Here is a 22,623-nt window from a genome sequence, read left to right as displayed (position 1 = left end):
TCTTACGGTGTGTGCACACCCCACACCGAGACGGAGAAAACCTTGTCTGCCAAGGAAAAGTCCGGGCACGCGATCGTGCTCGGCGCCAGCATCGGCGGCCTGCTGGCCGCCCGCGTGCTGAGCGAGTCGTACGCGAAGGTCACCATCTTCGACCGCGACGCGCTGCCCACCGACGGCGTCACCGGCCGCAAGGGGGTGCCGCAGGGCGACCACACGCACGGCCTGCTCGCCCGCGGCCGCGAAGTGCTGGAGGAGCTGTTCCCCGGATTCGCCGCCGACATGGCGCAGGCCGGAGCCGTGCCCCTCGACGTGCAGCACGACGTCGTCTGGATCAACGACGGCCACCGGCTCGCCGCGAAGGCCACCGGCCTGCAGGGCCTCGGCGTCACCCGGATCGGGCTGGAGGCGTACGTACGCCGCCGGCTCACCGAGCTGCCGAACGTTGCGCTGCACGCCCGCCACGAGGCCGTCGGCCTGATCGCCTCGGCGGACGGCAGCCGGGTCGTCGGCGCGCGGGTGCTGCCCGTCGGCGGCGACGCCGAGCAGCGTCTCGACGCCGACCTGGTCATCGACGCCACCGGCCGCGGCAACCGCGGCCCGACCTGGCTCGCCGAGCTGGGCTTCGACAAGCCCGCCGAGGAGCACGTGGACCCGCACACGGTCTACGTCTCGCGGGCCTACCGCCGTACGCCCGGCCAGCTGAACTTCAGCGCGGCCGTGATCAGCCCGTCGCCGCAGACGCCCTTCGGCGGCATCGCGGTGCCGGTCGAGGGCGACCGCTGGATGGTCACCCTGGTCGGCGTGGGCAAGGCGGGCACCCCGCCGACGAACCCGGACGACTACGTCGGGTTCGCCCGGCAGCTGCCCGGCGACGAGCTGTTCCAGCTGCTCAGCAAGTGCGAGCCGGCCGGTCCGGCACTGCGCCTGCGGCTGCCGGTCAGCGTGCGCCGCCGCTATGAGCGGATGACGCGGCTGCCCGAGGGCTTCGTCGCCGTCGCCGACGCGATGTGCAGCTTCAACCCGGCATACGGCCAGGGCATGACCGTGGCCGCGGTCGAGTCGGTCGTGCTCCGGGACAGCCTGCGCGCGGGCCGCGACGGCCTGCCCAAGCGCTTCTACGCGGCCGCAGCGAAGGTCATCGACGTGCCGTGGGACATCGCGGTCGGCGCCGACCTGCGCTACCCCGAGGTCGAGGGCGCTCGCACCGGCAAGGTCGACTTCCTCAACGGGTACGTCGGCCGCCTGCACATCGCGGCCGCCAAGCACCCCGAGGTCGGCCTCGCGTTCCTGGCCGTGGCGAACCTGATGTCCCCGCCGCAGCGGCTCTTCTCCCCCGGCGTGCTGGCCCGGGTGCTGTGGTCCGGACGGACGGGCAAGGCCCGTGCCACGCCGGTCGCCCAGGCCGCCCCGGTCTCGCTGGCCGAACCGGCCGGCTGACCAGGCAGCCCGCCGGCGGACGGTCGATCCGGGGTGCGACCGAATCGATCGAGCCGCCGGCGGGCGACGGCCGTACGCGGCCACTCGTTCCGGGATGCGCCCATCCCTCCAATGACGAGTGGCCGCGCGGCGCACGGGGTTTCCCCGAAAGACCGCGCGTCAAACCTCCGCATCGAAAATAATCCGGCCGTGGTCACCCGATGGGGTTCACAGTGTGGTGATGAGCCCGCCGTCGATGACGAAGTCGGCACCGGTGACGTTGCCCGCGCGTGCGCCGGCGAGCAGCACCACCAGGTCGGCTACCTCCTCGGCCTCGGTGAACCGACCGGTCGCCGCCTGCGCGGCGACCTGCTTGGCCACCTCCTCGGCCGACACCCCGCCGGCCACGCCGAACGACTTGGCGACACCGTCCACACCCGTCCACAGCGGCGTGCGCACCGGGCCGGGGCTGATCGTGTTGACCCGGATGCCCTTCGGTCCGACCTCCTTGGACAGCGCCTTGGAGAAGTTGGTCAGCGCCGCCTTCGATGCGGTGTAGTCGATGATCGTCGGGTCGGGCAGAAAGGCGTTGATCGAGCTCACCGTCACGATGCTGCCCTTGCCCCGGGCCAGCAGGTGCGGCAGTGCGGCCCGGGTGGTGCGCACCGCGGAGAGCAGGTTGACGCTCAGCGACCACAGCCAGTCCTCGTCGGTGACCGAGACGAACCCGCCCAGCCGCGGCTTCACCGCACCCACGTTGTTGACCAGCACGTCCAGCCCGCCATGGGCGGTCACCGCCTCGTCGATCAGGCGCTGCGGCCCGGCCGGGTCGGTCAGGTCGACGGAGACGGTGCGCACGGGGCCGTTCGCCGCGATCTCGGCCAGCTCACCGGCGGTGTCCCGGGCCGCGGCGACCACGCTCGCGCCCTCGGCCACCAGTGCCTTCACCACCGCCAGGCCGATGCCCTTGCTCGCCCCGGTGACCACCGCCACCTTGCCGCCCAGGTGCAGATCCATGACGCCTCCCCCGACGCGCTCCGGTTCAGGTTACGCGCGCCGGGTGCTCGCGATCACGGGAACGGGCAGGTCAGTCGCCCTTGGTGCCGTCGACGAGTTCGCGCACCACGTCGAGGTGGCCGTTGTGCCGGGCGATCTCCTCGACCAGGTGGAACAGGATCCAGCGCAGCGTCGCGGGGCGGCCTGCCCCGCGCAGGTCACGCTGGGCGAGGGTGTCCAGGTCGAGCGAGGCGACCAGTTCCCGGTAGCGGGCGCTCTGCGCCTCGTACTCGTCGAGCAGCTGCTCGATCGGCACGTCCAGCGCGAAGGTGAACTCGCGGTCCGGCTCCTCCTTCGTCCACGGCCCGGCGTCCTCCTCACCCAGCAGCACCACCTGGAACCACGAGTACTCCACCCAGCGCACGTGGCTGACCAGGCCCTTCACCGTCATCAGCGGAGAGTCCGGCAGCGGCGCCCTACGCGCAGCCTCGTCGGAGATGCCCTCGCACTTGGCGCGCACCGTCGCGCGGGCGTAGTCGAGGAACGTGGTCAGGGTGGCTCGTTCGTCCCAGGTGGCGGGCACGTCGGTTCGTGTCATGCCTGCGATCATGCTGGTCGGTCCGGTGCCTGTCGAACCGATAAGCCCCGGATCAAGCCGCGAGCATGCCCCGCCGAAATCACGCGCACGGTCGACGTCGTGCCGTGGGCCTATGGGCCTGACAGGTCAGGCCAGGGCTGCGCGCAGCACCGCCGCGGTGTCGGCCAGCGACGGCAGCACCACGTCCGCGCCCGCCTCGACCAGCTCGTCGGCGGTACACGAGCCGGTCGCCACACCCACCGCGATCGCGCCGTTGGCCTTGGCCGCCTCGATGTCGTGCGGCGTGTCACCGATGACCACGACCTGCCGCGCGGGCAGTACCGCGGTGTACTTGGCCTGCGCCCGCTCGTGGGCCAGCCGCACCAGCACGGAACGCACCCCGTCGTCGCAGCCGTAGCCGCCGACCTCCAGGTCGATCGGCCCGAGCAGGTCGAACGCGGACAGTTTCTCGTACGCGGCCTCCCGGATGTTGCCGGTGACCACCGACTGCACCACTCCGGTCTGCGCCGCCAGCGCGGTCAGCGCCTGCGCCGCACCGGCCAGCGCCGCACCGCGGGCCAGCAACTGCGGCCGGTGCGCCCGGGTGTGCTCGGCCAGGTGGACGAAGAACTCGGCCACGATGTCCGTGCTGACCTCGCGGCCGTGCCACTCCAGCGCCGTCGTGAAGATCCAGTGGTCGGTACGCCCGCCGAACTCCGGCAGCCGCGGCGGCTCGCTGCCCACCACCGCCAGGTACGCGGCGACGAACACGTCCCGGCCGACCTTGCCGCCGTCGATCAGCGTGCGGTCGATGTCCCAGAGCACCAGCCGTTGCATCCCCCGACCGGATCACGCGGCAGGGGTCGGTGTCAAGCCGCGGGCCGGGCACAGATCACGTGCCCGGCCCGCGAAGCTCACCGGCAGGTCCACCGCAGTACCCGGTGCGACGGCACCTGCCGCGCCAGGGTGATCTGGCTCCCGGCCAGCATGCGCCCGTCCGGGCTGATCACCGAGACGACCGGCCGGTCCATCGCGGTGCGGTTTGTCCCTGGCGTGTAGCCGGGCAGCCCGGTCACCACGACGGCCGTGTCCCCGTGCACCAGGGTCAGCGCCGCCGTGTCCCCGAAGACGGCCCACCCCTGCGGATTGACCGGTCCCGGGCGGCCCGGACCGCCGAACCACTCGACCGCGCCGGTGCCGAGATTCCAGCGTGCCGCGTACCACTGCCGCGCTTGCCCCTTCTGCGTGACGATCGTCCCGGCGGCCCAGCCGTCGGCGACCCGGCCGACCATGGATTCGACGACCGGCGCGCCGTCGATCGTGTCGGGCGAGGTGAGCGGGCGGCGCGAGCCGTCCGGCGACCAGAGGTGCAACCGGCTGTTCGTGCCCTGATAGAGCGGCGCGACGACCGAGCCGTCGTCGGCGATCGCCATCGGCACCCCCGCCGTCATACCCGCCGGCACGGGCAGCCGCTTCGGCTCGGCGGTGGCGTCGCGCCAGGTCACCGGGTTCTTCCCGACCATGCCGACGACCGTGCCGGCGGCGTTGACCGCGGCACCGAAGGCCTCGTCGCCCTTGAGCCGGGTCACCTTGCCGTCCTGGTACACCCAGGCGAGCGCCGTGTACTGGGTCTGTCCGCGGCTGCCGTCCTTCAGTTTCTGGCCGAACAGCACGACGGCGCCGGTCGAGCTGACCGCGGTGACCTCGACGACCAGGTCCGACACCTTGCCCACCGCGGTGGGCACGCCGTCGGTCCAGACCGCCACGATGTCGCCGCCCTTGACGTCCTTGCCACGTGAAGCGAGGATCCGCCCGGTGGGATCGCCCGCCACCATGCGGAACTCGTCCGGCCGGACGCCGGCAGGCGTGGGCAGCTCCGCGGCCGTGCACGCCGACAGGGCGACCGCGGACGGAGACGGGGACGGCGTTACCGCCGGTTCGGGGGCGGGGCGGTCGAGGGGCAGGTTCACCGCGGCCAGCAGGGCCGTGACGGCGAAGACCGCGGTCGCACCGCTGTAGGCCGCGCGGCGTCTGGTACGGCGGCGGCGGCCGAGCACGTAGGCACGCTCGGTGACGTCGTACACCCCGGCGTGGTCGCTGATCGCGAGCAGCAGTTCCTTCAGGTCGCTCATGCCCTCACCCCGTTCCCGCCGAGCTGGCGGACGGCCGTGCCGCCACGCTCGCTCGGCTCCCTGACCAGCACGTGCAGCTCCGGCGCGAGCTCGCGCAGCCGCGACAGCGCGTGCGAAGTCTGGCTCTTGATGGTGCCGATGGACACGCCGAGCGCGTCGGCGGCATCGGCCTCGGACAGGTCCTCGAAGTACCGCAGCACGATCACCGCCCGCTGCTTGCGGGTCAGCTTGGCCAGTGCCTGCTCCAGCAGCAGCCGCCGCACGGTCTCGGCGGCCATGTCCGACCCGGCCGCCCCGTCCGGCAGTTCCGCCGTCGTGTATTCGGCGCGCAGGTGGCGAGCACGCCGCCAGGCCGACACGTGCTCGTGATACATCAGCTTGCGCACGTACGCGTCAGGCGTGCCCGCGCGCACCACCTTCGACCACCGCGGGGACAGCCGGATCAGCGTGTTCTGCAGCAGGTCCTCCGCCGCATGGCGATCACCGGCGAGCAGGTACGCGATACGCGACAACCAGCCCAGCCTCGCGTGCACGTAGTCGCGGAAACCTTCGTCGTCCGCCACCCGTCACCTCCTCGATCGTGTCGTCCTTCCGCATCAGCTGACGGCGGCGTACGGCACGAAAGTTGGAAGTCGTCGGCAGCGAGTTAAGAAGGGCACCTTCTTTTACACATAGAGGTAAGAAGGTGCCCTTCCTTCGTCAGGTGCAGTGCCAGACGACCGCGGCGGGGCCGGCTCCGTTGACCGGCTGGTAGCCGGCGACGATGCGGCCGTCCACGCTGATCACCCGGATGTCCGGCTCGGCCGCCGAGGACTCGGGGGCGCCCTTCGCGTCCGGCAGTGGCACGGTGGCCTGCTCCAGGAACAGCACGGGATGCCTCGCCCACGGGACCGCGAGCCCGGAGGCGTTGATGTGCCTCATGCGGCCGGTCACGGCGTGCCAGCGCACCTCGCCGGTGGCGAGGTTCCACTGTGCCACGTACTCGTACCGGTCGGCGTCGCCGGTGCCGGTGACGAAGCTGCCGCCCACCTGGCCGTCGTGGATGTCCTCGGCCGTGGCCCCGACGACCGGCCTGCCGTCGATGCTGTCCGGCACCTTCAGCTCCCGCATCGTGCCGTCGGGCTGCCAGACGACCGCCCGGCTCGGGTTCACCGGCATGGACGGCTTCTCCCCGCGCTTGCCGAATCGCGGCGGCGGGCCCACCCAGCCGGAGATCGTGCCGTCGGCGTCGATGCCTGTCGCCCTACCCACCATCCCGGCCGGTACTGACAGCGCTGTCGGTTCTGCAGCCGGTGAGCGCCACACGACCGGGCGCTCGTCGGCAATACCTGCCCCGCCGAGGGCAGGTCCGTTGCGGCCCATCGCGCCGACGGCGACGCCGCTGTCGTTGACCGCGTTCGCCGCCGCGTTCTTGCCCTTCAGCCTGCGCAACTTGCCGTTCTGGTAGATCCACGGGACCTGGACGTCCCCTTCGACGAAACTGGACCCGACCGCGATGCCGGTGGAGCTGATGTCGTTGAGGTCGGGGTCCTCGCCCTCGTGCCGGACCACCTTGACCTTGCCGTCCTCCCAGATCAGCAGGCGGTCCCGGCCGTCGTACGGGTAGGCCCGGCCGACCAGGAAGCGGCCGGTGGGGTCGCCGCCGGTCAGCACGCTCTTCGGCGGATAGCCCTTGGGCATCGGCAGGCGCTGGGGCACGCATTTGGCCACGTTCACGGCCGGGGTGGTCGGCGACAGGGCCGGGGCCGGTGACGAAGGGGCCGCCGGGGGCGGCGGCGAGCTCTGCGCGGCAGGCAGGTACGTGACGCCCAGGATCGACAGGACGACCACCGCGGCGATCCCGCCCACACCGGACAGGCGGCGGGCGTTGCGCCGGCGACGGCCCAGCACCAGGGCCTGTTCCGTGACGTCGTACGTGCGGGCGCGGTCACCGATGTCGGCCAGCAGTTCGGTCAGGTCGCTCATGCCTTCTCCTCGCTTCGCTCGTCGGCGGCATGAACCCCGGGCAACATGATTCGCTCGCTGCGCTCGCTCATGCCCAGGCCTCCTTCGGTTCCCTGACCAGCACGTGCAGTTCGGGTGCCAGCTCGCGCAGCCGCTTCAGGGCGTACGACGTCTGGCTCTTGACCGTGCCCACGGTGACGCCGAGCGCCGCGGCGGCGTCGGCCTCGGACAGGTCCTCGACGAAGCGCAGCACGATCACCGCGCGCTGCTTGCGGGTCAGCTTGGCGAGCGCCTGCTCGAGAAGCACGCGGCGCACCGTCTCGGCGGCCATGTCCCGGCCGCTGCCCCCTTCCGGCGGCTCTGCCGTGGGCCACTCGGCGCGCAGGTGGCGGTTACGCCGCCAGGCCGACACGTGCTCGTGGTAGAGGATCTTGCGCAGGTACGCGTCCGGCGCGCCCCCGGAGGCCACCTTCGACCACCGCGACGCCAGCTTGACCAGTGCGTTCTGCAGCAGGTCCTCGGCCGCGTGATGGTCTCCGGTCAGCAGGTACGCGATGCGCGACAGCCTGCTCAGCCGGGCGTGCACGAACTCGCGGAATCCGTCGTCGTCCACCACATGACACCTCCCCGTTCGTCTGTCCGACCTTCCGCCCCACCTACACGGCGGCACACGGCGCACGGGTTGGAAAACCCGCGGCAGAAGTTAGGAAGGGCACCTTCTGCATCGCAAAGCGATAAGAAGGTGCCCTTCCTTCTGCTCATCAGTCGGTGAGCATACGGCGGAGCTCGCGTTTGAGGATCTTGTGGCTGGGGCCCATGGGGAGTTCGGGGAGGAAGCGGACCTGGCGGGGGTACTTGTGCTTGCCGAGCTGGTCGCGGGACCAGGTGATGAGGCCGTCCTCGGTGACCGGTTCGGCGTCGGGGCGCAGCACGACGACGGCGCAGATCTCCTCGCCGTGCACGTCGTCGGGGACGCCGATGACCGAGACCAGCTCGATGGACGGGTGGCGGGCCAGGACTTCCTCGACCTCGCGGGGGTACACGTTGAAGCCGCCGCGGATCACGATGTCCTTCTTGCGGTCCACGATGGAGACGAAGCCCTCGGCGTCCTTGGTGCCGAGGTCGCCGGTGCGGAACCAGCCGTCCACCAGGGCCTGCTCGGTCGCGGCGGGGTTGCCGAGGTATCCCGCGAACACGTTGTGGCCGCGGATCACGATCTCGCCGAGTTCGCCGGTGCCGAGCAGCTCGATGCGGTCGTCGACCTCGGCGCGGGCGATCTCGACCTCGACGCCCCAGACGGAGTGGCCGACGGTGCCGGGCCGTACGCCGAAGTGCGGCTGGTTGGTGGTGGCCGTCGGGGAGGTCTCCGACAGGCCGTAGCCCTCGTAGATCGTGGTGTCGAACGTCTTGTTGAACCGCTCCAGCACGGCCACCGGCAGCGACGCGCCGCCGGAGATGGCCAGCCGCAGCTTGGGCAGGTCGGTGCGCCCGGCAGCGGCTTCGAGCAGGCCGACGTACATGGTCGGCACGCCGTGGAAGACGTCGACGCCCTCGCGCAGCATCAGGTCGATCGCCGCCTCGCCGGTGAACCGGGCCAGCAGCACCAGCGTCGCGCCGATGCGGAAGGTGCCGTTCATGCCGACGGTCTGCCCGAACGTGTGGAACAGCGGCAGGCAGCCGAGTGCCACGTCGGTGGGGCGGGCGTCGTTGGCGTCGAAGATGTTGACGGTCGCGTTCATCACCAGGTTGAGGTGGGTGAGCACGGCCCCCTTGGGCTTGCCGGTGGTCCCGCTGGTGTAGAAGATGACGGCCGGGTCGTTCGGGTAGCGGGTCTCGTACGAGCGCAGCGCGGGCACCCGGGAGCTGATCTGCTCCAGCCGCTCCGGGCCGCCCTCGTCGGGACGCGGGCCGACGCTGACCACAGGGACGCCGGCCTCGGCCGCGGCGGGTGCGCCCAGCGCGAGCATGCCGCTGTGGCAGACGACCAGCTTCGCCCCGCTGTCGCGCAGCACGTACGCCGCCTCGGTCGGGGTGAGCAGCAGGTGCACCGGCACCACGACGCCGCCCGCGGCGAGGATGCCGTAGTAGGCGCGCGGAAAGTCGGTCACGTTCGGCGCGACCAGCGCGACCGCGTCACCGGGCTGGATGCCGAGTTCGCGCAGGCCCGCGGCGTACGCGAGCGCCTGCCGCCACAGGTCGGCGTAGGTCTCGCGGCCGAACGCGTCGACCACGGCGGTCTTTGCGGGATGGCGGCGCGCGGCCTCGGCCAGGACGGCGGCCAGGGAAAGCGTGCTCACAGCTCCTCCTCGAAGTAGATACGGCTGACGGTTTCGGCCACGCAGCAGGGTTTGTCCTCGCCGTCGGCGCGGACGGTGAGCTGCGCGATGAGTTGCACGCCGCCGTCGACGGGCTCGACCTCGGCGATGCGGGCGGTGAGGCGCACCTGGGCGCCCACCGGGATCGGGGCCGGGAAGCGGACCCGGTTCACCCCGTAGTTGACGCCCAGGCGCACGTTGTCGAACCGGTACACGTCGCGGACCAGCAGCGGCAGCATCGACAGGGTCAGCCAGCCGGGCGTGGCCGCCCCGATGCCGATGCAGTCGACGCCGCCGGTGGCGTCGGTGTACGCGTCCACCCGCGACCGGTCGACGCGCTGCCAGGGGCCCGGACCGAAACACTGGCCGACCGCGGCGGCCAGCTCCTGGGCGGACGCGAACACCCTCATGCCAGATGCCCCCCGATCTTCGTGTACCCGCGCAGCAGGTCCCGCGAGATGATCAGACGCTGCATCTCGTCGGTGCCCTCGTAGATGCGCAGCAGCCGCACCTGCCGGTACCAGCGCTCGATGGGCAGCTCCCGGGTGTAGCCCATGCCGCCGTGGATCTGCATGACCCGGTCCACCAGCCGGTTGATCATCCCGGCGCCGTAGAGCTTCGCCATCGACGACGAGTGGCGCGGGTCCTCGCCCTGGTCGACCGTCCACGCGGCGCGCAGCACCAGCCAGCGGGCCGCCTCCAGCTCGGTCTCCGCGTCGGCGATCATCCACTGGATGGCCTGGTTCTCGCCGATCGGCTTGCCGAAGGTGACCCGGGTGTTGGCGTAGTCGACGGCCATCTGCAGGGCCCGCTCGCCGATGCCGAGCGCGTGCGACGGGATGAGGTAGCGGCCCTTGCCGATCCACTTCATGCCCAGCTCGAAGCCCTGGCCGAGCTCGCCGAGGATGTTGCGGGACGGGACGCGCACGTTGTCGAACACCAGCGACGCGGGGCCACCCGGCCCCATGGTGGCGATGAACTCCGAGTGCCAGCCCATCGCCCGGTCGACCAGGAACGCCGTGGTGCCGCCGCCGCGTACCCCCTTGTCCCTGTCGGTGACCGCGACCACGATGGCGAAGTCGGCGTCGTTGCCGTTGGTGATGAAGGTCTTCTCGCCGTTCAGGACCCAGTCGTCGCCGTCCTTGCGGGCACTGAGCTTGATGTTCGCGGCGTCGGAGCCCGCGCCCGGCTCGGTGATGGCGAAGCAGGAGACGCGTTCACCCTCGATGGTGGGCTTGAGGTACTCCTCCTGCTGCTCCGCGTTGGCGTGGAACAGGATGTTGTCGGCCTCGCCGCCGAACCGGAACGGCACCAGGGTGTGCCCGATCTCGGTCCAGATCAGCGACTGCATGATCGCGGGCAGGTCCATGCCGCCGTACTCGGTCGGCGTGGCCAGCCCCCAGAAGCCGAACTTCCGGGCCTTGAGCTGCAGCTCGCGCAGCTCCGACCGCTCGATGCCGGGCTCTCCGGCGCGTTCGCGGCGCAGCAGCTCGTGTTCGAGGGGCACGACCTCCTTGCGGATGAAGGCGCGGGCGGTGTCCCGGATCGCCCGCTGCTCGTCGTCGAGCGAGAAGTCCACTGTGGTTCCCTTCGGTTGTGGTGCTTCGCTTAGCGCGCGCCGCCGTTGACGTAGAGGGTCTGCCCGGTGACGAAGGAGGCGTCGTCGCTGGCCAGGAACGCGACCACGGAAGCGATCTCCGCTGGCTGGGCGACCCGGCGCAGCGGCGTGTGCTCGCTCGCCCACTTCTGGTGCGCCTCGGCCGACGAGCCGACCCGCTCGGCGGTGGCGGCGGTCATCGCGGTGGCCACATACCCCGGCGCGACCGCGTTGACGCAGATGTTGAACGGCCCCAGCTCGATCGACAGCGTCGCCGTCAACCCCTGCACGCCCGCCTTGGCCGCCGCATAGTTGACCTGCCCCCGGTTGCCCAGCGCCGACCGGCTGCTCAAATTGACGATCTTGCCGTACTTGCCTGCCACCATGTGCTTCTGCGCCGCCTGGCAGCAGTAGAACATGCTGGTCAGGTTGGTGTTCAGCACCGCGTGCCAGTCCGCCGCGCTCATCTTGAACAGCAGATCGTCCCGCGTGATCCCCGCGTTGTTGACCAGAATGTCCAGCCGTCCGTGATCCGCGACGACCCGCTCGGTCATCGCGTGCACCGCCGCCTCGTCGGTGACGTCACACCCGTACCCCGAAGCGGTGCCGCCCGCCGCCGCGATCTCCTTCGCCAGCGCCTCACTCTTCTCCGCGCTCAGATCGACGACCGCAACCGCCGCCCCTTCCGACGCCAACCGCTTCGCGGTAGCCGCCCCGATCCCCTGCGCGCCACCGGTCACGATCGCGACCCGCCCACTGAACCTGCTCATGCCCATCCTCCTTTTGAAAGGAAGGGCACCTTCACATCGCTATGTGTAGAGGAAGGTGCCCTTCTTAACGCCTGTGCCTATCTGAGCTGGACCTTCAGAACGCGTTCACGCCGGTGAGTGCGCGACCGATGAGGAGCTGCTGGATCTGGCTGGTGCCCTCGTAGAGGGTGGTGACGCGGGCGTCGCGCAGGTACTTGCCGACCGGGTACTCGTCGACGTAGCCGTACCCGCCGAACACCTGCAGCGCCTTGTTCGCCGCGCGCACGGCCGCCTCGCTGGCGAACAGCTTCGCCATGGACGCCTCGGTCGCGTACGGCTGCCCGCGGTCGATCAGGTCGGCGACCCGCCACACCAGCAGCCGGGCCGCCGCGGTGTCCACCGCGACATCCGAGATCAACTGCTGGACCAGCTGGTACGCCGCGATCGGCTTGCCGAACTGGGTGCGCTCCTTCGCGTAGCCGACGGCCGCGTCCAGGCAGCCCTGCGCGATACCCACGCAGCCCGCCGCGACCGACATCCGCCCCTTGTCCAGCGTGGACATGGCGAGGTGGAACCCGCGCCCCTCCTCGCCGAGCACGGCGTCGGCCGGCACCCGCACCCCGTCGAAGACGAGTTCCGCCGTGGGCTGCCCGCGCAGCCCGAGCTTGCCGTGGATCTCCCGCCGGGTCAGCCCGGGCACGTCGGTCGGCACCAGGAACGCGCTGATGCCCCGCGGCCCGTCCCCGCCGGTGCGGGCGAAGACCAGGGCTACATCCGCCCAGGTCCCGTTCGTGATGAAGATCTTCGAACCGGTGATGACCCAGTCCCCGCCGTCTCGCACGGCCCGCGTGGTCAGCGACGCCGCGTCGGACCCGGTGCCCGGCTCGGTCAGCGCGAAGCAGCCGAGCAGCTCGCCGCCGCAGAGACCAGGCAGCCAACGGGCGCACTGGTCGGCGGTGCCGTACCGGGCGATGCTCTTGGCGACGAGACCCAGCGACACGGAGACCAGGCCGCGCACCGACGAGTCGCCGCGGCCGAGTTCCTCCAGAACCAGGCAGTACGCCAGGTGGTCGCCGCCGCTGCCGCCGTGCTCCTCGGCGATGGTCAGGCCGAGGAAGCCCAGCTCGCCGAGCTGCTTGACCACGGTGCGCTCGACGCTCTCGCGCCGGTCCCACTCCGCCGCGTGCGGCACGACCTCGCGATCGACGAACTCGGCGGCGAGGCGGCGGACCGCGGCGTGTTCCGGCGACAGTGTCATGTCCACCGCATTAAACTAGCGGTGAAAGTTTTATCTCGTCCAGACCCCGCTGTGGCAGAGTTTCCGGCAGCACCGACCGAAGGAGACCCGACCATGCCCCGGCCCAGCCAGGCCCTGTTGAGCCGGCAGCGCATCGTGGAGACCGCCGCCGCGATGATCGACGCCGACGGGCTGGCCGCCTTCTCCACCCGGCGCCTGGCCGCCGAGCTGGGCGTACGCGGGCCGTCGCTGTACAACCACTTCCCCACCAAGGACGCCATCCTGGACGCGGTCGCCGACGCGGTGATCGCGGGCGTGGACGTGTCGTTCTTCACCACCCACGACTGGCGCGAGGCGCTGCGACTGTGGGGGCACTCGTACCGCGACGCGCTGACCGCGCACCCGAACATCGTCCCGTACCTGGCCCAGGGCCCCGGACGGCGGCCGGCCGCGCTGCACATGGCCGACGCGGTGTACGGCGGCCTGGTCAAGGCGGGCTGGCCGCCGGCGCGCGCCACGCACATCGGCGCGGTGATGCGCTACCTGGTCGCGGGCTCGTCGCTGGGCTCGTTCGCGCGCGGCTTCGTCGAGGACCCCGAGCTGTACGCCGCCCACTACCCGCACCTGTCCCAGGCCCACCGCCTCGCCGAGCACCAGCACAGCGTGGACGAGGGTGCGTTCGCGCTCGGCCTGGACGCGCTGATCGACGGGCTGGCCCGGGAGTACGAGGCCACCGTCGGCCCGCTCCCGCCTCTGGAGCCGCGGGCCGACTCGTACTACAGTCGAAACTTGCAGCGCTAGTTTTGCGGCCCGGCTCATGCCGGCTGCTCGCCACGCGGCCCACGACGACGCCGTCACCCGCCCTCGCGCGGTCGGCGTCCGGTGCCGCGCCGCGGGCGACGCCGCCTGATGGGAAGGGACAGCATGGACCTGGCAGCCGCGGCGACGCACCCGGGACGTACCACCCCGATCGCGGACCGCACCCAGCTCTACCTCGGCGGCCGCTGGACCGCCCCGCACGGCACCGGCGTGATCGCCGTCGAGGACCCCACCACCGAGCAGGTCATCGCGCACGTGCCGGCCGGTGACGCGGTGGACGTGGACCGTGCCGTCGCCGCCGCGAAGGCCGCGTTCGGTCCCTGGTCCGCGCTGGCCCCGGCGGAACGCGCCGCGCACCTGGACCGGCTGCACGCGGCGCTGTCCGGCCGCGCCCGCGACATCGCCACCACCGTGGCCCGCGAGCTGGGCACCCCCATGAAGATCGCCACGCGGGTCCAGGCCGGACTGCCGCTGACCGTGCTGAAGAGCTATGTCGAGCTGGCCGGGCAGCCGGAGAGCACGCACACCGTCGGCAACTCGCTGATCGTCGGCGAGCCCGTCGGCGTGGTCGGTGCGATCACGCCGTGGAACTACCCGCTGCACCAGATCATGGCCAAGGTGGCCGGAGCGCTGGCGGCGGGCTGCACGGTGGTGCTCAAGCCCGCCGACCTGACCCCCCTGGTGGCGTACCTGCTGTTCGATGCGATCGACGAGGCCGGGCTGCCGCCGGGCGTGGCCAACCTGGTCACCGGACCCGGCTCGGTGGTCGGCTCCGCCATCGCCGCCCACCCCGACGTGGACATGGTGTCGTTCACCGGCTCCACCGCCGTCGGCGCGCGCATCTCGCACCTGGCCGCGGACCGCATCGCCCGGGTCGCGCTGGAGCTGGGCGGCAAGTCCGCCAACGTGATCCTGGACGACGCCGACCTGCCCCGCGCGGTGAAGACCGGCGTCGCGAACGCATTCCTCAACTCGGGCCAGACCTGCACCGCGTGGACCCGGATGCTGGTCCACCGCTCCCGGTACGAACAGGCCCTCGCCATCGCCGCGGAGGCCGCCGCCGGGCAGACCCTGGGCGACCCGTTCGACGTGGGCACCCGCCTCGGCCCGCTGGCCTCGGCCGCGCAGCGCGAGACGGTACGCGGCTACATCGAGCAGGGGCTCGCCGACGGCGCGCGGCTGATCGCGGGCGGGCTCGACGCGCCCGTGCCGGACCGCGGCCACTTCGTCGCGGCGACGGTGCTGGCCGATGTGGACCCCGACAGCACGGTCGCCCAGGAGGAGATCTTCGGGCCGGTGCTGGTGGTCATCCCGTTCGACTCCGACGACGAGGCCGTCGCCATCGCCAACAACTCCCGGTACGGCCTGGCCGGGGCGGTCTGGTCCGCCGACGAGGACCGGGCGCTGGCCGTCGCGCGGCGGATGCGTACCGGCGCGGTGGACGTCAACGGCGGGGCGTTCAACCCGCTCGCCCCGTTCGGCGGGTTCAAGCAGTCCGGCATCGGCCGCGAACTCGGCCGCCACGGCCTGGACGAGTTCCTCGAGACGAAGGCGATCCAGCGATGACCGCCCCGACGTCCGCAGGGGGCGGCGCGGTGGATCGGCCGGTGCGCGCGCTGCTGTGGCGCGGTCCCGGGTCCGCCCTGGAGATCGAGCCGATCCTGCTGCCCGCGCCGGGACCGCGGGAGGTGCGGGTGCACATCCGCGCCGCCGGGGTGTGCCACTCCGATCTGTCCATGGTGAACGGGACACTCGCGCCGCCGTACCCCCTGGTGTTGGGTCATGAGGCGGCAGGTGTGGTGACCGCGGCCGGGCCGGAGGCGAGCGTCGCGGTCGGCACGCACGTGGTGCTGAACTGGGCCCCGCCGTGCCGCCGCTGCTGGTTCTGCGGCAACGGCCAGCCCTGGCTGTGCGAGACCGCGGGCGCGCCGACCGCCGCCCGCGGCGCGACCGCCGACGGCGAGCCGCTGCACGTCACGCTGGGCCTGGGCGCGCTCGCCGAGGAGGTCGTCGTCGGCGACCACGCCGTCATCCCGGTGCCGCCCGAACTGCCGTTCCACACGGCGGCCCTGCTCGGCTGCGCCGTGCTCACCGGGGTCGGCGCGGTGAACCGCACCGCCGCGGTGCGGCCCGGCGAATCTGCACTCGTGATCGGACTCGGCGGGGTCGGCCTGTCGACCGTGATGGCCGCCCGCGCCGCCGGAGCCGACCCGCTGATCGCCGTGGACGTCTCCGACGCCAAGCGCGAGCTGGCGCTGTCCGCCGGGGCAACCCACTTCCTGGTATCCGGTGACGACCTGAGCGCCCAGGTCCGCGGCCTCACCGAGCGCCGCGGGGCCGACCACTCCTTCGAGTGCGTGGGCCGCTCGGCGACCATCCGGGCCGCGTGGCGGGCCACCCGCCGCGGCGGTCAGGTGACCGTGGTCGGCATGGGCGCCAAGGACGACATGGTCAGCCTGGCGGCGCTGGACATCTTCCACTCCGCCCGAACCCTGCGCTCATCGGTGTACGGCAACTCCGACCCCGACCGCGACGTCCCCGGTCTGGCCCGCCAGGTCCTCTCCGGCGACCTCGACCCGGCCGCCCTGATCACCGACCAGATCACCCTGGACGAGTCCCCCGAGGCCTTCGCCCGCATGTCCCGCGGCGAGGGCGCCCGCACCGTCATCCTCCTTCCCTGACCCCCGCCCCGCTTCGCGCCCACCCGGCGCGGAGCGGGGCGGGGCGCGTTCAAGGTCGTCCGACTTGCCTGGCACCTGTGCGAATGGACGGTCAAGATACGCACAGGTGCCAGGCAAGTCGGATGATCGAGGGGACGAGCGGCAAGAGCGGGGCGGGCGGGGTCAGGTCAGGGCTTTGGCCAGTTCTATGCGGGAGCGGATGTTGAGGCGGGCGAAGATGTTGCGCATGTGGTGGTCGACGGTGCGGGGGCTGAGGAACAGCTGAGCGGCGACTTCGCGGTTCGTGGCGCCGTCGCAGACCAGGCGGGCGATCTGCAGCTGCTGGGCGGTGAGCACGTCGGCGGCGCGTACCGCGGGGGCGTCCACCGCCTCGCCGGCCGCCCGCAGTTCGGCGCGGGCCTGGTCGGCCCAGGCGGGGGCGTCGAGCTGGGTGAAGGTCTCCAGGGCGCGGTGCAGGTGCTCGCGGGCGTCGCGGGGGCGGCGGGCGCGGCGCAGCTCCTGGCCGTAGAGCAGCTCGGTGCGGGCCTGCTCGAAGTCGGCCTCCCCGGCCAGGTGCAGCGCGAGCGCCTGCTGGAAGTGCTCCTCGGCTTCGGCGCTGCCGCGCGGGGCGAGCAGGGCGTGGCAGCGAGCCGACAGCGCCCGGCGCACCGGGTCGCCGGTGGACGACGCCCACAGATCGAACCCGGCCAGCGCGGCGACCGCCTGCTCCCGATCGTCGGCCCGGACCGCCGCCTCGACCAGCCACGGCGTGGCCATGGCCTGCACCACGATGTGGCCGCGGCCGGTGACCGGGCAGGCGATGGCGGCGATGCGGGCCACCGTGTCGGCGGGGCGGCCGGCGATCAGGTCGAGCACCGCCAGTGCCCACTGGCTCAGCGCCTTGGGACGGTTGGTCTGCCCGGTGCCGGGCGCGACCTCGATGTCGCGGATGTGGCGCAGGGCCTGCTCGCGGTCGCCGCGGATGGCGGCCAGCACGGCCAGCATCGCCTGGTGGTCACCGGCGTAGTTGCCCTGCCCGCAGGCCCGTGCGGCGCGCAGCCCGTGCAGGCTGGTGGCCGCGGCGGCGTCGTACCGGCCGAGCCAGTACTCGGCGTATGCCGTCATCTCCAGGGCCAGCGGCAGCGCCGACACGTCGCCGGACTCCCGGGCGACCTCGACCGCGCGGGCCGCCAGCCGATGGGCGCCGACATCGTCGGCCAGCAGCAGCGCGGCGGCGCTGGCGCAGGTCAGCGGGGCCGCGGTGTCCAGTGCGGCGCCGAGTTCGACGACGCGCTGCAGCGGGCGGATCGCGCGGTGGTGTCGGCCGCCGAAGGTGTACGCGAACCCGGCGATGTGTTCGAACACCACCTCCAGGTCCGGCGGGTCGTCGGGGCGGCGCAGCGCCGCGGCCCGGCTCGCCACGTCGGCGTAGCGGGGATAGTCGCCGGAGAAGCAGACGGCCTCACCGGCCCGCATCAGCGCCAGCACGGCCAGCTCCCGCTGGCTGCCGGCGAGGCGGTCGGCGATGGTGAGCAGCGACTCGGCGGCGTTCGCGGTGGCCCCGGCACGCAACTCGATCTCGCCGGACAGCACCTCGCTCTCGGCCGCCACGACCCGGTCGCGGGCCGCCGGCCGGGCGCGGCGCAGCAGGCTGCGGGCCCGACCCGCGCTGCCGGACTGCCAGGCGTACCGCGCGGCGGTGACGAGCCGGCCGGCCGCGCCCCCGGGCTCGGTGGTGAGCTGCGCGGCGTGCTCCAGGGCTGCGGAGGCGCGCGAGTAGCCGCCGCCCGTGGCTGCCTCCTCCAGCTCCTCGGCCAGCTCGGCGTCGGGGCCGTGCGCGGCTGCCGCCAGGTGCACGGCGCGGCGCAGCCGTTCGGTGTCGGCGTCGAGGACCTGCGCCAGGTGCAGGTGCGCGGCCCGGCGCTGCGCCAGGGGCGCTTCCTCGTACGCCAGGGCGCGGGCGATGGGCTGCGGGAACACGATGCCGCCCCGGCTGACCCGGACCAGTCCGCCGCGTTCGGCGGGCGCGAGCGCGGCGATGTCCACTCCGGAGCTGTGTGCGGCCCGCATCAGGCCCGCGGCGTCGGTCTCCTCGTCGGCCGCGGCGAGCAGCAGCAGCCAGCGGGTGTCCGGCGGCAGCCGGTCGAGCCGGGCGCGGTATGTCCGCAGCAGCGCGCTGTCGGCGGGCAACCGGGTCGGCAGCGGAGCCTCCCCTGCGAGCTGGCTGTCGCTGAGCGACGCGGCGAGGTCGGTGAGCGCGCGCGGATTGCCCCCGCCCAGCGCAGCCAGCGCGGCCAGCACGTCGTCGCCGCTGTCCACGGCACGGACGCTCCACATCCGCGGTTCCTCGTCGACCCCGGGGTTGTCCAGCAGGTCGGCCAGCATGGCACGGCCGGACTGGGGGTCCAGCGGTCGGAGCGGCAGCGGGGGCACGCCGTTGAGCGGGAGTTCGGCGGTGGAGGTGAGCAGCAGTGTCACCCGGTGGGCGCGCACCCGGCGGGCGGTGAACGCGATGGCGTCCAGCGACGGCCGGTCCAGCGCGTCGGCGTCGTCGACGCAGCACAGCACGGGATGTTCCCGGCCCAGTGTGGCCAGCAGGGTGAGCACGGCCATGGACAGGGCGAGCCGGTCGTCGGCGGGGCAGCCTTCGCCGGACAGTGCCCGGGTGAGCGCCCGCGCCTGGTGTGCGGGCAGCTCCGCGATCCGTTCGAAGACCGGCTGGAGCAGGCTCTGCAGCCCGGCGTACGGCAGGTCGGACTCCTCCTCCAGGCCGGTGGCCCACAGGTGCACGGTCCCGGTCGGGGCGGTGGCCGCCGCGTGGCGCAGCAGGGCGGTCTTGCCGCCGCCCAGGTCGCCGTGCAGGAGCAGCGCCCCGCCGACCCCGTCGGTGGCGGCCGCCTGAAGGTCGGCGATCGTCTGCTGCTCACGGGCACGCCCGCGCAGCACTGGTATGTGCACTGTCGATGCATTTACCATGCCGACAGTGTTACCTATAAGTAACGGCTTTGGAAAGACGCGGACCGTGCCGCTTATGCCATTCCCGAAGCCATCGCTGTCAGCAGCAGCGCGGTCACGGTGCGCACCATGACGCCGCGGGCGGCGTCGACGTCCAGATCCAGCCCGTCGAGCAGCATCGACCAGGCCGGCCACATGGTGGAGGCGATCAGCGCGGCCAGCAGCTGGTCCCGGCCCGCACCGGCCATCTCCAGCTCGGCTGCGAACAGCGTGGACACCTCGGCGCGTACCCGCTCGATGTGCTTGAGCCGGTTGCGGCGCAGCTGCGCCGAGACCGGCTCGCGCATCGCCGCGGCGCGCGCCATCGGCGCGATCAGCTGCAGCAGTTCGGCCCGCTGGCGGCAGTACTCCTCCACCCGCCGGTGCAGCGGCAGCGAGGGATCCACCGGCTGGTAGGCCGCGTCCTGGCGGGCGAGCACGCGCACGCCGCTGGCCTCGAACAGGGTCTCCATGTCGGAGAAGTTGGTCCACAGCGCGCGCAGCGACACCCCGGCCCGCTCGGCGATGCGCTCGCCGGTCGGCCGCAGGTCACCCTCCGTGATCAGCGCAAGGTGCGCGTCCACGATCGCGGCCCGGGTGCGCTCGGCACGGGCGGTGCGCCCATCGACCCTGCCCTCGGTCCCGGCCCTGCTCATACCGCTACCGCCAACCCCTCCACGGCCCCACCGACCGCGCTGACCGAACGTGCACGCAGAGTGTAGACGCGCCGGATGCGGCGCGATCCGGCCGCTCGACGTCGTCCCACGACCGGGACGGCGAGGCCCGCCACTGCCGGAACGGCGACACCCGCCACTGCCGGAACGGCGACACCCGCCACTGCCGGAACGGCGACACCCGCCACTGCCGGAACGGCGACGCGCCCCGCGGCCGGGACGGTGACGCCGGGACGCGGCTTCACGAGCCCGCCAGCCGCTGCTCCAGGTCCTGCTGCAAGCGGTTCATGCCGCGCAGCCAGCGATCGGGATCGTCGGCCCGGCGCGCGTAGAAGGCGGCCACCTCGGCGTGCGGCAGCACCAGGAAGCTGTCCCCGCCGAGCGCGGTGACCACTGCTTCGGCACACTCTTCGGCGCTGATCGCACCCGGGTCCAGCAGCACGCTGCCGCCGGGGCCGGACGACTCCAGCATCGGGGTGCGCACGCCCTGCGGGCACAGCGCCTGCACGACGACGCCGCGGTGGGCGTAGGTGGCCCGCAGCCACTCCGCGTGGGCCACGGCCGCGTGCTTGGTGACGGCGTACGGCGCGTTGCCGAGCATGGTGAGCAGTCCCGCCGCCGACGCGGTCACCAGCAGCCGGCCCTGCCCGGCGGCCAGCCAGCGCGGCAGCAGTGCCTGCGCGGCGAGCACATGCGACTGCACGTTGACCCGCCACGCCAGCTCCCACGCCCCGGCACCGTCCGCGGGCGGCGCGACGCCGGCGTTGGCGCAGAACAGGTCCAGCGCCCCGAAGGACTCCCACGCGTAGTCCACCAGTGCGGCCACCTGCGCCTCGTCGGCCACGTCGGCGGGGAAGGCACGCCCGCCCGTCTCCTGCGCGACCTGCTGGGCCGCGACGGGGTCGCGGTCGTTGACGACCACCCGGGCGCCGGCCGAGGCGAAGCGGCGGGCCATGGCGGCGCCGATGCCGGAACCGGCGCCGGTGACGACGACCGCGGCGCCGTCGAGGTTGAGGGCGGTCACGTGGGCTCCTCCAGGAGAGTTTAGTTGCACTAGCAGTGCCGATATTAGGGAGCACGGGGCGGGCGGTCAACGGAGCACGGTCATGGTGACATGCCCCACCTGGCGTGGCATTGACAGGGCCGTACCGAAAGATGCAGCTTGAGTGCACAAAGATTGCCCGTACTCGCGAAAGGATCCGACCGTGCCTGAAGCTGTGGTGGTCGCCGCGGCCCGCTCCCCCATCGGCCGCGCCAACAAGGGTTCGCTGGCCACGAAACGCCCCGACGACCTGGCCGCCGACATCGTGCGCGCGGCACTGGGCCAGGTGCCCGCCCTGGACCCGCGCGAGATCGGCGACCTGGTGCTCGGCTGCGGCCAGCCCGCCGGCGAGCAGGGCCACAACCTCGGCCGGGTGGTCGCCACCATGCTGGGCTTCGATCACCTGCCCGGTACCACCGTCAACCGCTACTGCTCGTCGTCGCTGCAGACCACCCGGATGGCGCTGCACGCGATCCGGGCCGGTGAAGGCGACGTGTTCCTGTCCGTCGGCGTCGAGTCGGTGTCGCACTACGGCAACGGCCGCAGCGACGGTTTGCCCGGCACCCGCAACCCGGTGTACGACGACGCGCTCGCGCGCACCGAGCGGCGGGCCGCCGTCGGCGCGCCGACCTGGCACGACCCGCGCGAGGACGGGGTGCTGCCCGACGTGTACATCGCGATGGGCCAGACCGCCGAGAACGTCTCGCAGCTCAAGGGCGTCTCCCGGGAGCTGCAGGACGAGTTCGCCTGCCGCTCGCAGAACCTGGCCGAGCAGGCGATCAAGGACGGCTTCTGGGCCCGCGAGATCACCCCGGTCACCCTGCCCGACGGCACCGTGGTCAGCGCCGACGACGGCCCGCGCGCGGGGGTCACCATGTCCGCGCTGGCCGGGCTCGCCCCGGTGTTCCGGCCCGACGGCACCGTCACCGCGGGCAACTGCTGCCCGCTCAACGACGGCGCGGCCGCGCTGGTCATCATGTCCGACACCCGCGCCGCCGAGCTGGGCGTCACCCCGCTGGCCCGGATCGTCTCGACCGGCCTGTCCGCGCTGTCCCCCGAGATCATGGGCCTCGGCCCGGTGGAGGCGTCGAAGCAGGCCCTCGCCCGCGCCGGCATGTCCATCCGCGACGTCGACCTCGTCGAGATCAACGAGGCGTTCGCCGCACAGGTGGTCCCCAGCGCCGCCGAACTGGGCGTCGACTGGGACAAGCTCAACGTCAACGGCGGCGCGATCGCCGTGGGTCACCCCTTCGGCATGACCGGCGCCCGCATCACCACCACCCTGCTCAACTCCCTGCGCTGGCACGACAAGCACATCGGCCTGGAGACCATGTGCGTCGGCGGCGGCCAGGGCATGGCCATGGTCCTCGAACGCCTCTCCTGACCCGCCCACCCCACCGGCCCGGCACGCAGTTCGCGTGCCGGGCCGGGCTCACCGGGCGTTGATCATGAGGTTATGGCAGGGACACGC

General features: G+C 72.6%; 20 protein-coding genes. 5 read left to right on the top strand and 15 right to left on the bottom strand.

Features of this window, described 5'->3' with window-relative positions:
- The first annotated feature begins 42 nt into the window (after window positions 1-42).
- On the top strand, window positions 43-1,437 hold the full coding sequence (locus FLL47_RS07010) for an FAD-dependent oxidoreductase (protein WP_144119603.1): 1,395 nt from the start codon (window positions 43-45) through the stop codon (window positions 1,435-1,437).
- 207 nt (window positions 1,438-1,644) lie between these two features.
- Here the strand turns inward: FLL47_RS07010 and FLL47_RS07005 are convergent, their stop codons facing one another.
- From FLL47_RS07005 to FLL47_RS06950, 12 genes are all read right to left on the bottom strand, one after another.
- Window positions 1,645-2,433, bottom strand: coding sequence for an SDR family NAD(P)-dependent oxidoreductase (locus FLL47_RS07005; protein ID WP_144119602.1), 789 nt, complete (start codon window positions 2,431-2,433; stop codon window positions 1,645-1,647).
- A gap of 70 nt (window positions 2,434-2,503) precedes the next feature.
- Window positions 2,504-3,010, bottom strand: a complete 507-nt coding sequence (locus tag FLL47_RS07000; protein WP_144119601.1) for a DinB family protein — start codon at window positions 3,008-3,010, stop codon at window positions 2,504-2,506.
- Between the two features lie 126 nt (window positions 3,011-3,136).
- Entirely contained in the window at window positions 3,137-3,826 is a 690-nt protein-coding gene (locus tag FLL47_RS06995) for an HAD family hydrolase (protein WP_144119600.1), read from the bottom strand.
- Window positions 3,827-3,903: 77 nt separating this feature from the next.
- The gene (locus tag FLL47_RS06990) at window positions 3,904-5,121 is read right to left on the bottom strand and encodes a hypothetical protein (RefSeq protein WP_144119599.1); all 1,218 of its coding nucleotides are present in this window, start codon (window positions 5,119-5,121) and stop codon (window positions 3,904-3,906) included.
- Window positions 5,118-5,684 carry a SigE family RNA polymerase sigma factor gene (locus FLL47_RS06985; RefSeq protein ID WP_144119598.1) on the bottom strand — a complete coding sequence of 189 codons (567 nt, stop codon included), beginning with the start codon at window positions 5,682-5,684 and terminating at the stop codon, window positions 5,118-5,120. Before FLL47_RS06985 ends, FLL47_RS06990 begins: the two co-directional genes overlap by 4 nt.
- Before the next feature lie 136 nt (window positions 5,685-5,820).
- Complete coding sequence (locus tag FLL47_RS06980; protein WP_144119597.1) at window positions 5,821-7,086, bottom strand: hypothetical protein; 1,266 nt, start codon at window positions 7,084-7,086, stop codon at window positions 5,821-5,823.
- 67 nt (window positions 7,087-7,153) lie between these two features.
- Complete coding sequence (locus FLL47_RS06975) at window positions 7,154-7,678, bottom strand: SigE family RNA polymerase sigma factor (protein ID WP_144119596.1); 525 nt, start codon at window positions 7,676-7,678, stop codon at window positions 7,154-7,156.
- A gap of 148 nt (window positions 7,679-7,826) precedes the next feature.
- A complete protein-coding gene (locus FLL47_RS06970; RefSeq protein ID WP_144119595.1) occupies window positions 7,827-9,362 on the bottom strand; it encodes a long-chain-fatty-acid--CoA ligase in 1,536 nt (511 codons plus the stop codon).
- Window positions 9,359-9,790 (bottom strand): MaoC family dehydratase, encoded by a 432-nt coding sequence (locus FLL47_RS06965; protein ID WP_144119594.1) that lies wholly within the window; start codon window positions 9,788-9,790, stop codon window positions 9,359-9,361. The genes FLL47_RS06970 and FLL47_RS06965 overlap by 4 nt, the downstream gene beginning before the upstream one ends.
- Window positions 9,787-10,959, bottom strand: a complete 1,173-nt coding sequence (locus FLL47_RS06960) for an acyl-CoA dehydrogenase family protein (protein WP_144119593.1) — start codon at window positions 10,957-10,959, stop codon at window positions 9,787-9,789. Before FLL47_RS06960 ends, FLL47_RS06965 begins: the two co-directional genes overlap by 4 nt.
- A 29-nt stretch (window positions 10,960-10,988) precedes the next feature.
- Window positions 10,989-11,747, bottom strand: a complete 759-nt coding sequence (gene fabG / locus FLL47_RS06955) for a 3-oxoacyl-ACP reductase FabG (protein ID WP_144119592.1) — start codon at window positions 11,745-11,747, stop codon at window positions 10,989-10,991.
- A gap of 94 nt (window positions 11,748-11,841) precedes the next feature.
- Window positions 11,842-12,990, bottom strand: coding sequence for an acyl-CoA dehydrogenase family protein (locus FLL47_RS06950; RefSeq protein ID WP_144119591.1), 1,149 nt, complete (start codon window positions 12,988-12,990; stop codon window positions 11,842-11,844).
- A gap of 87 nt (window positions 12,991-13,077) precedes the next feature.
- Here FLL47_RS06950 and FLL47_RS06945 point away from each other — a divergent pair, with 87 nt between their 5' ends.
- The 3 genes from FLL47_RS06945 to FLL47_RS06935 all read left to right on the top strand — a co-directional run bounded on the left by FLL47_RS06945 (window position 13,078) and on the right by FLL47_RS06935 (window position 16,463).
- The gene (locus FLL47_RS06945) at window positions 13,078-13,764 is read left to right on the top strand and encodes a TetR/AcrR family transcriptional regulator (protein ID WP_144119590.1); all 687 of its coding nucleotides are present in this window, start codon (window positions 13,078-13,080) and stop codon (window positions 13,762-13,764) included.
- Between the two features lie 123 nt (window positions 13,765-13,887).
- Window positions 13,888-15,348 carry an aldehyde dehydrogenase family protein gene (locus tag FLL47_RS06940; protein WP_144119589.1) on the top strand — a complete coding sequence of 487 codons (1,461 nt, stop codon included), beginning with the start codon at window positions 13,888-13,890 and terminating at the stop codon, window positions 15,346-15,348.
- Entirely contained in the window at window positions 15,345-16,463 is a 1,119-nt protein-coding gene (locus FLL47_RS06935; protein ID WP_186315592.1) for a Zn-dependent alcohol dehydrogenase, read from the top strand. Before FLL47_RS06940 ends, FLL47_RS06935 begins: the two co-directional genes overlap by 4 nt.
- 162 nt (window positions 16,464-16,625) lie before the next feature.
- Here FLL47_RS06935 and FLL47_RS06930 read toward each other — a convergent pair whose 3' ends face one another.
- From FLL47_RS06930 to FLL47_RS06920, 3 genes are all read right to left on the bottom strand, one after another.
- Entirely contained in the window at window positions 16,626-19,400 is a 2,775-nt protein-coding gene (locus FLL47_RS06930; RefSeq protein WP_246157619.1) for a helix-turn-helix transcriptional regulator, read from the bottom strand.
- 71 nt (window positions 19,401-19,471) lie between these two features.
- The gene (locus FLL47_RS06925; protein ID WP_144119587.1) at window positions 19,472-20,092 is read right to left on the bottom strand and encodes a TetR/AcrR family transcriptional regulator; all 621 of its coding nucleotides are present in this window, start codon (window positions 20,090-20,092) and stop codon (window positions 19,472-19,474) included.
- Window positions 20,093-20,351: 259 nt separating this feature from the next.
- The gene (locus FLL47_RS06920; RefSeq protein ID WP_342780308.1) at window positions 20,352-21,134 is read right to left on the bottom strand and encodes an SDR family oxidoreductase; all 783 of its coding nucleotides are present in this window, start codon (window positions 21,132-21,134) and stop codon (window positions 20,352-20,354) included.
- 181 nt (window positions 21,135-21,315) lie between these two features.
- On the opposite strand from FLL47_RS06920, the gene FLL47_RS06915 reads away from it, so the two are divergent.
- Window positions 21,316-22,536 (top strand): acetyl-CoA C-acetyltransferase, encoded by a 1,221-nt coding sequence (locus FLL47_RS06915; RefSeq protein ID WP_144119586.1) that lies wholly within the window; start codon window positions 21,316-21,318, stop codon window positions 22,534-22,536.
- The last annotated feature ends 87 nt before the right edge of the window (window positions 22,537-22,623 follow it).

The sequence above is a fragment of the Catellatospora sichuanensis genome (assembly GCF_007483665.1).
GTDB classification, from domain to species: domain Bacteria; phylum Actinomycetota; class Actinomycetes; order Mycobacteriales; family Micromonosporaceae; genus Catellatospora; species Catellatospora sichuanensis.
The sequence above is the reverse complement of the archived record's forward strand: the minus strand, read 5'-3'. Positions and strand labels throughout refer to the sequence as shown.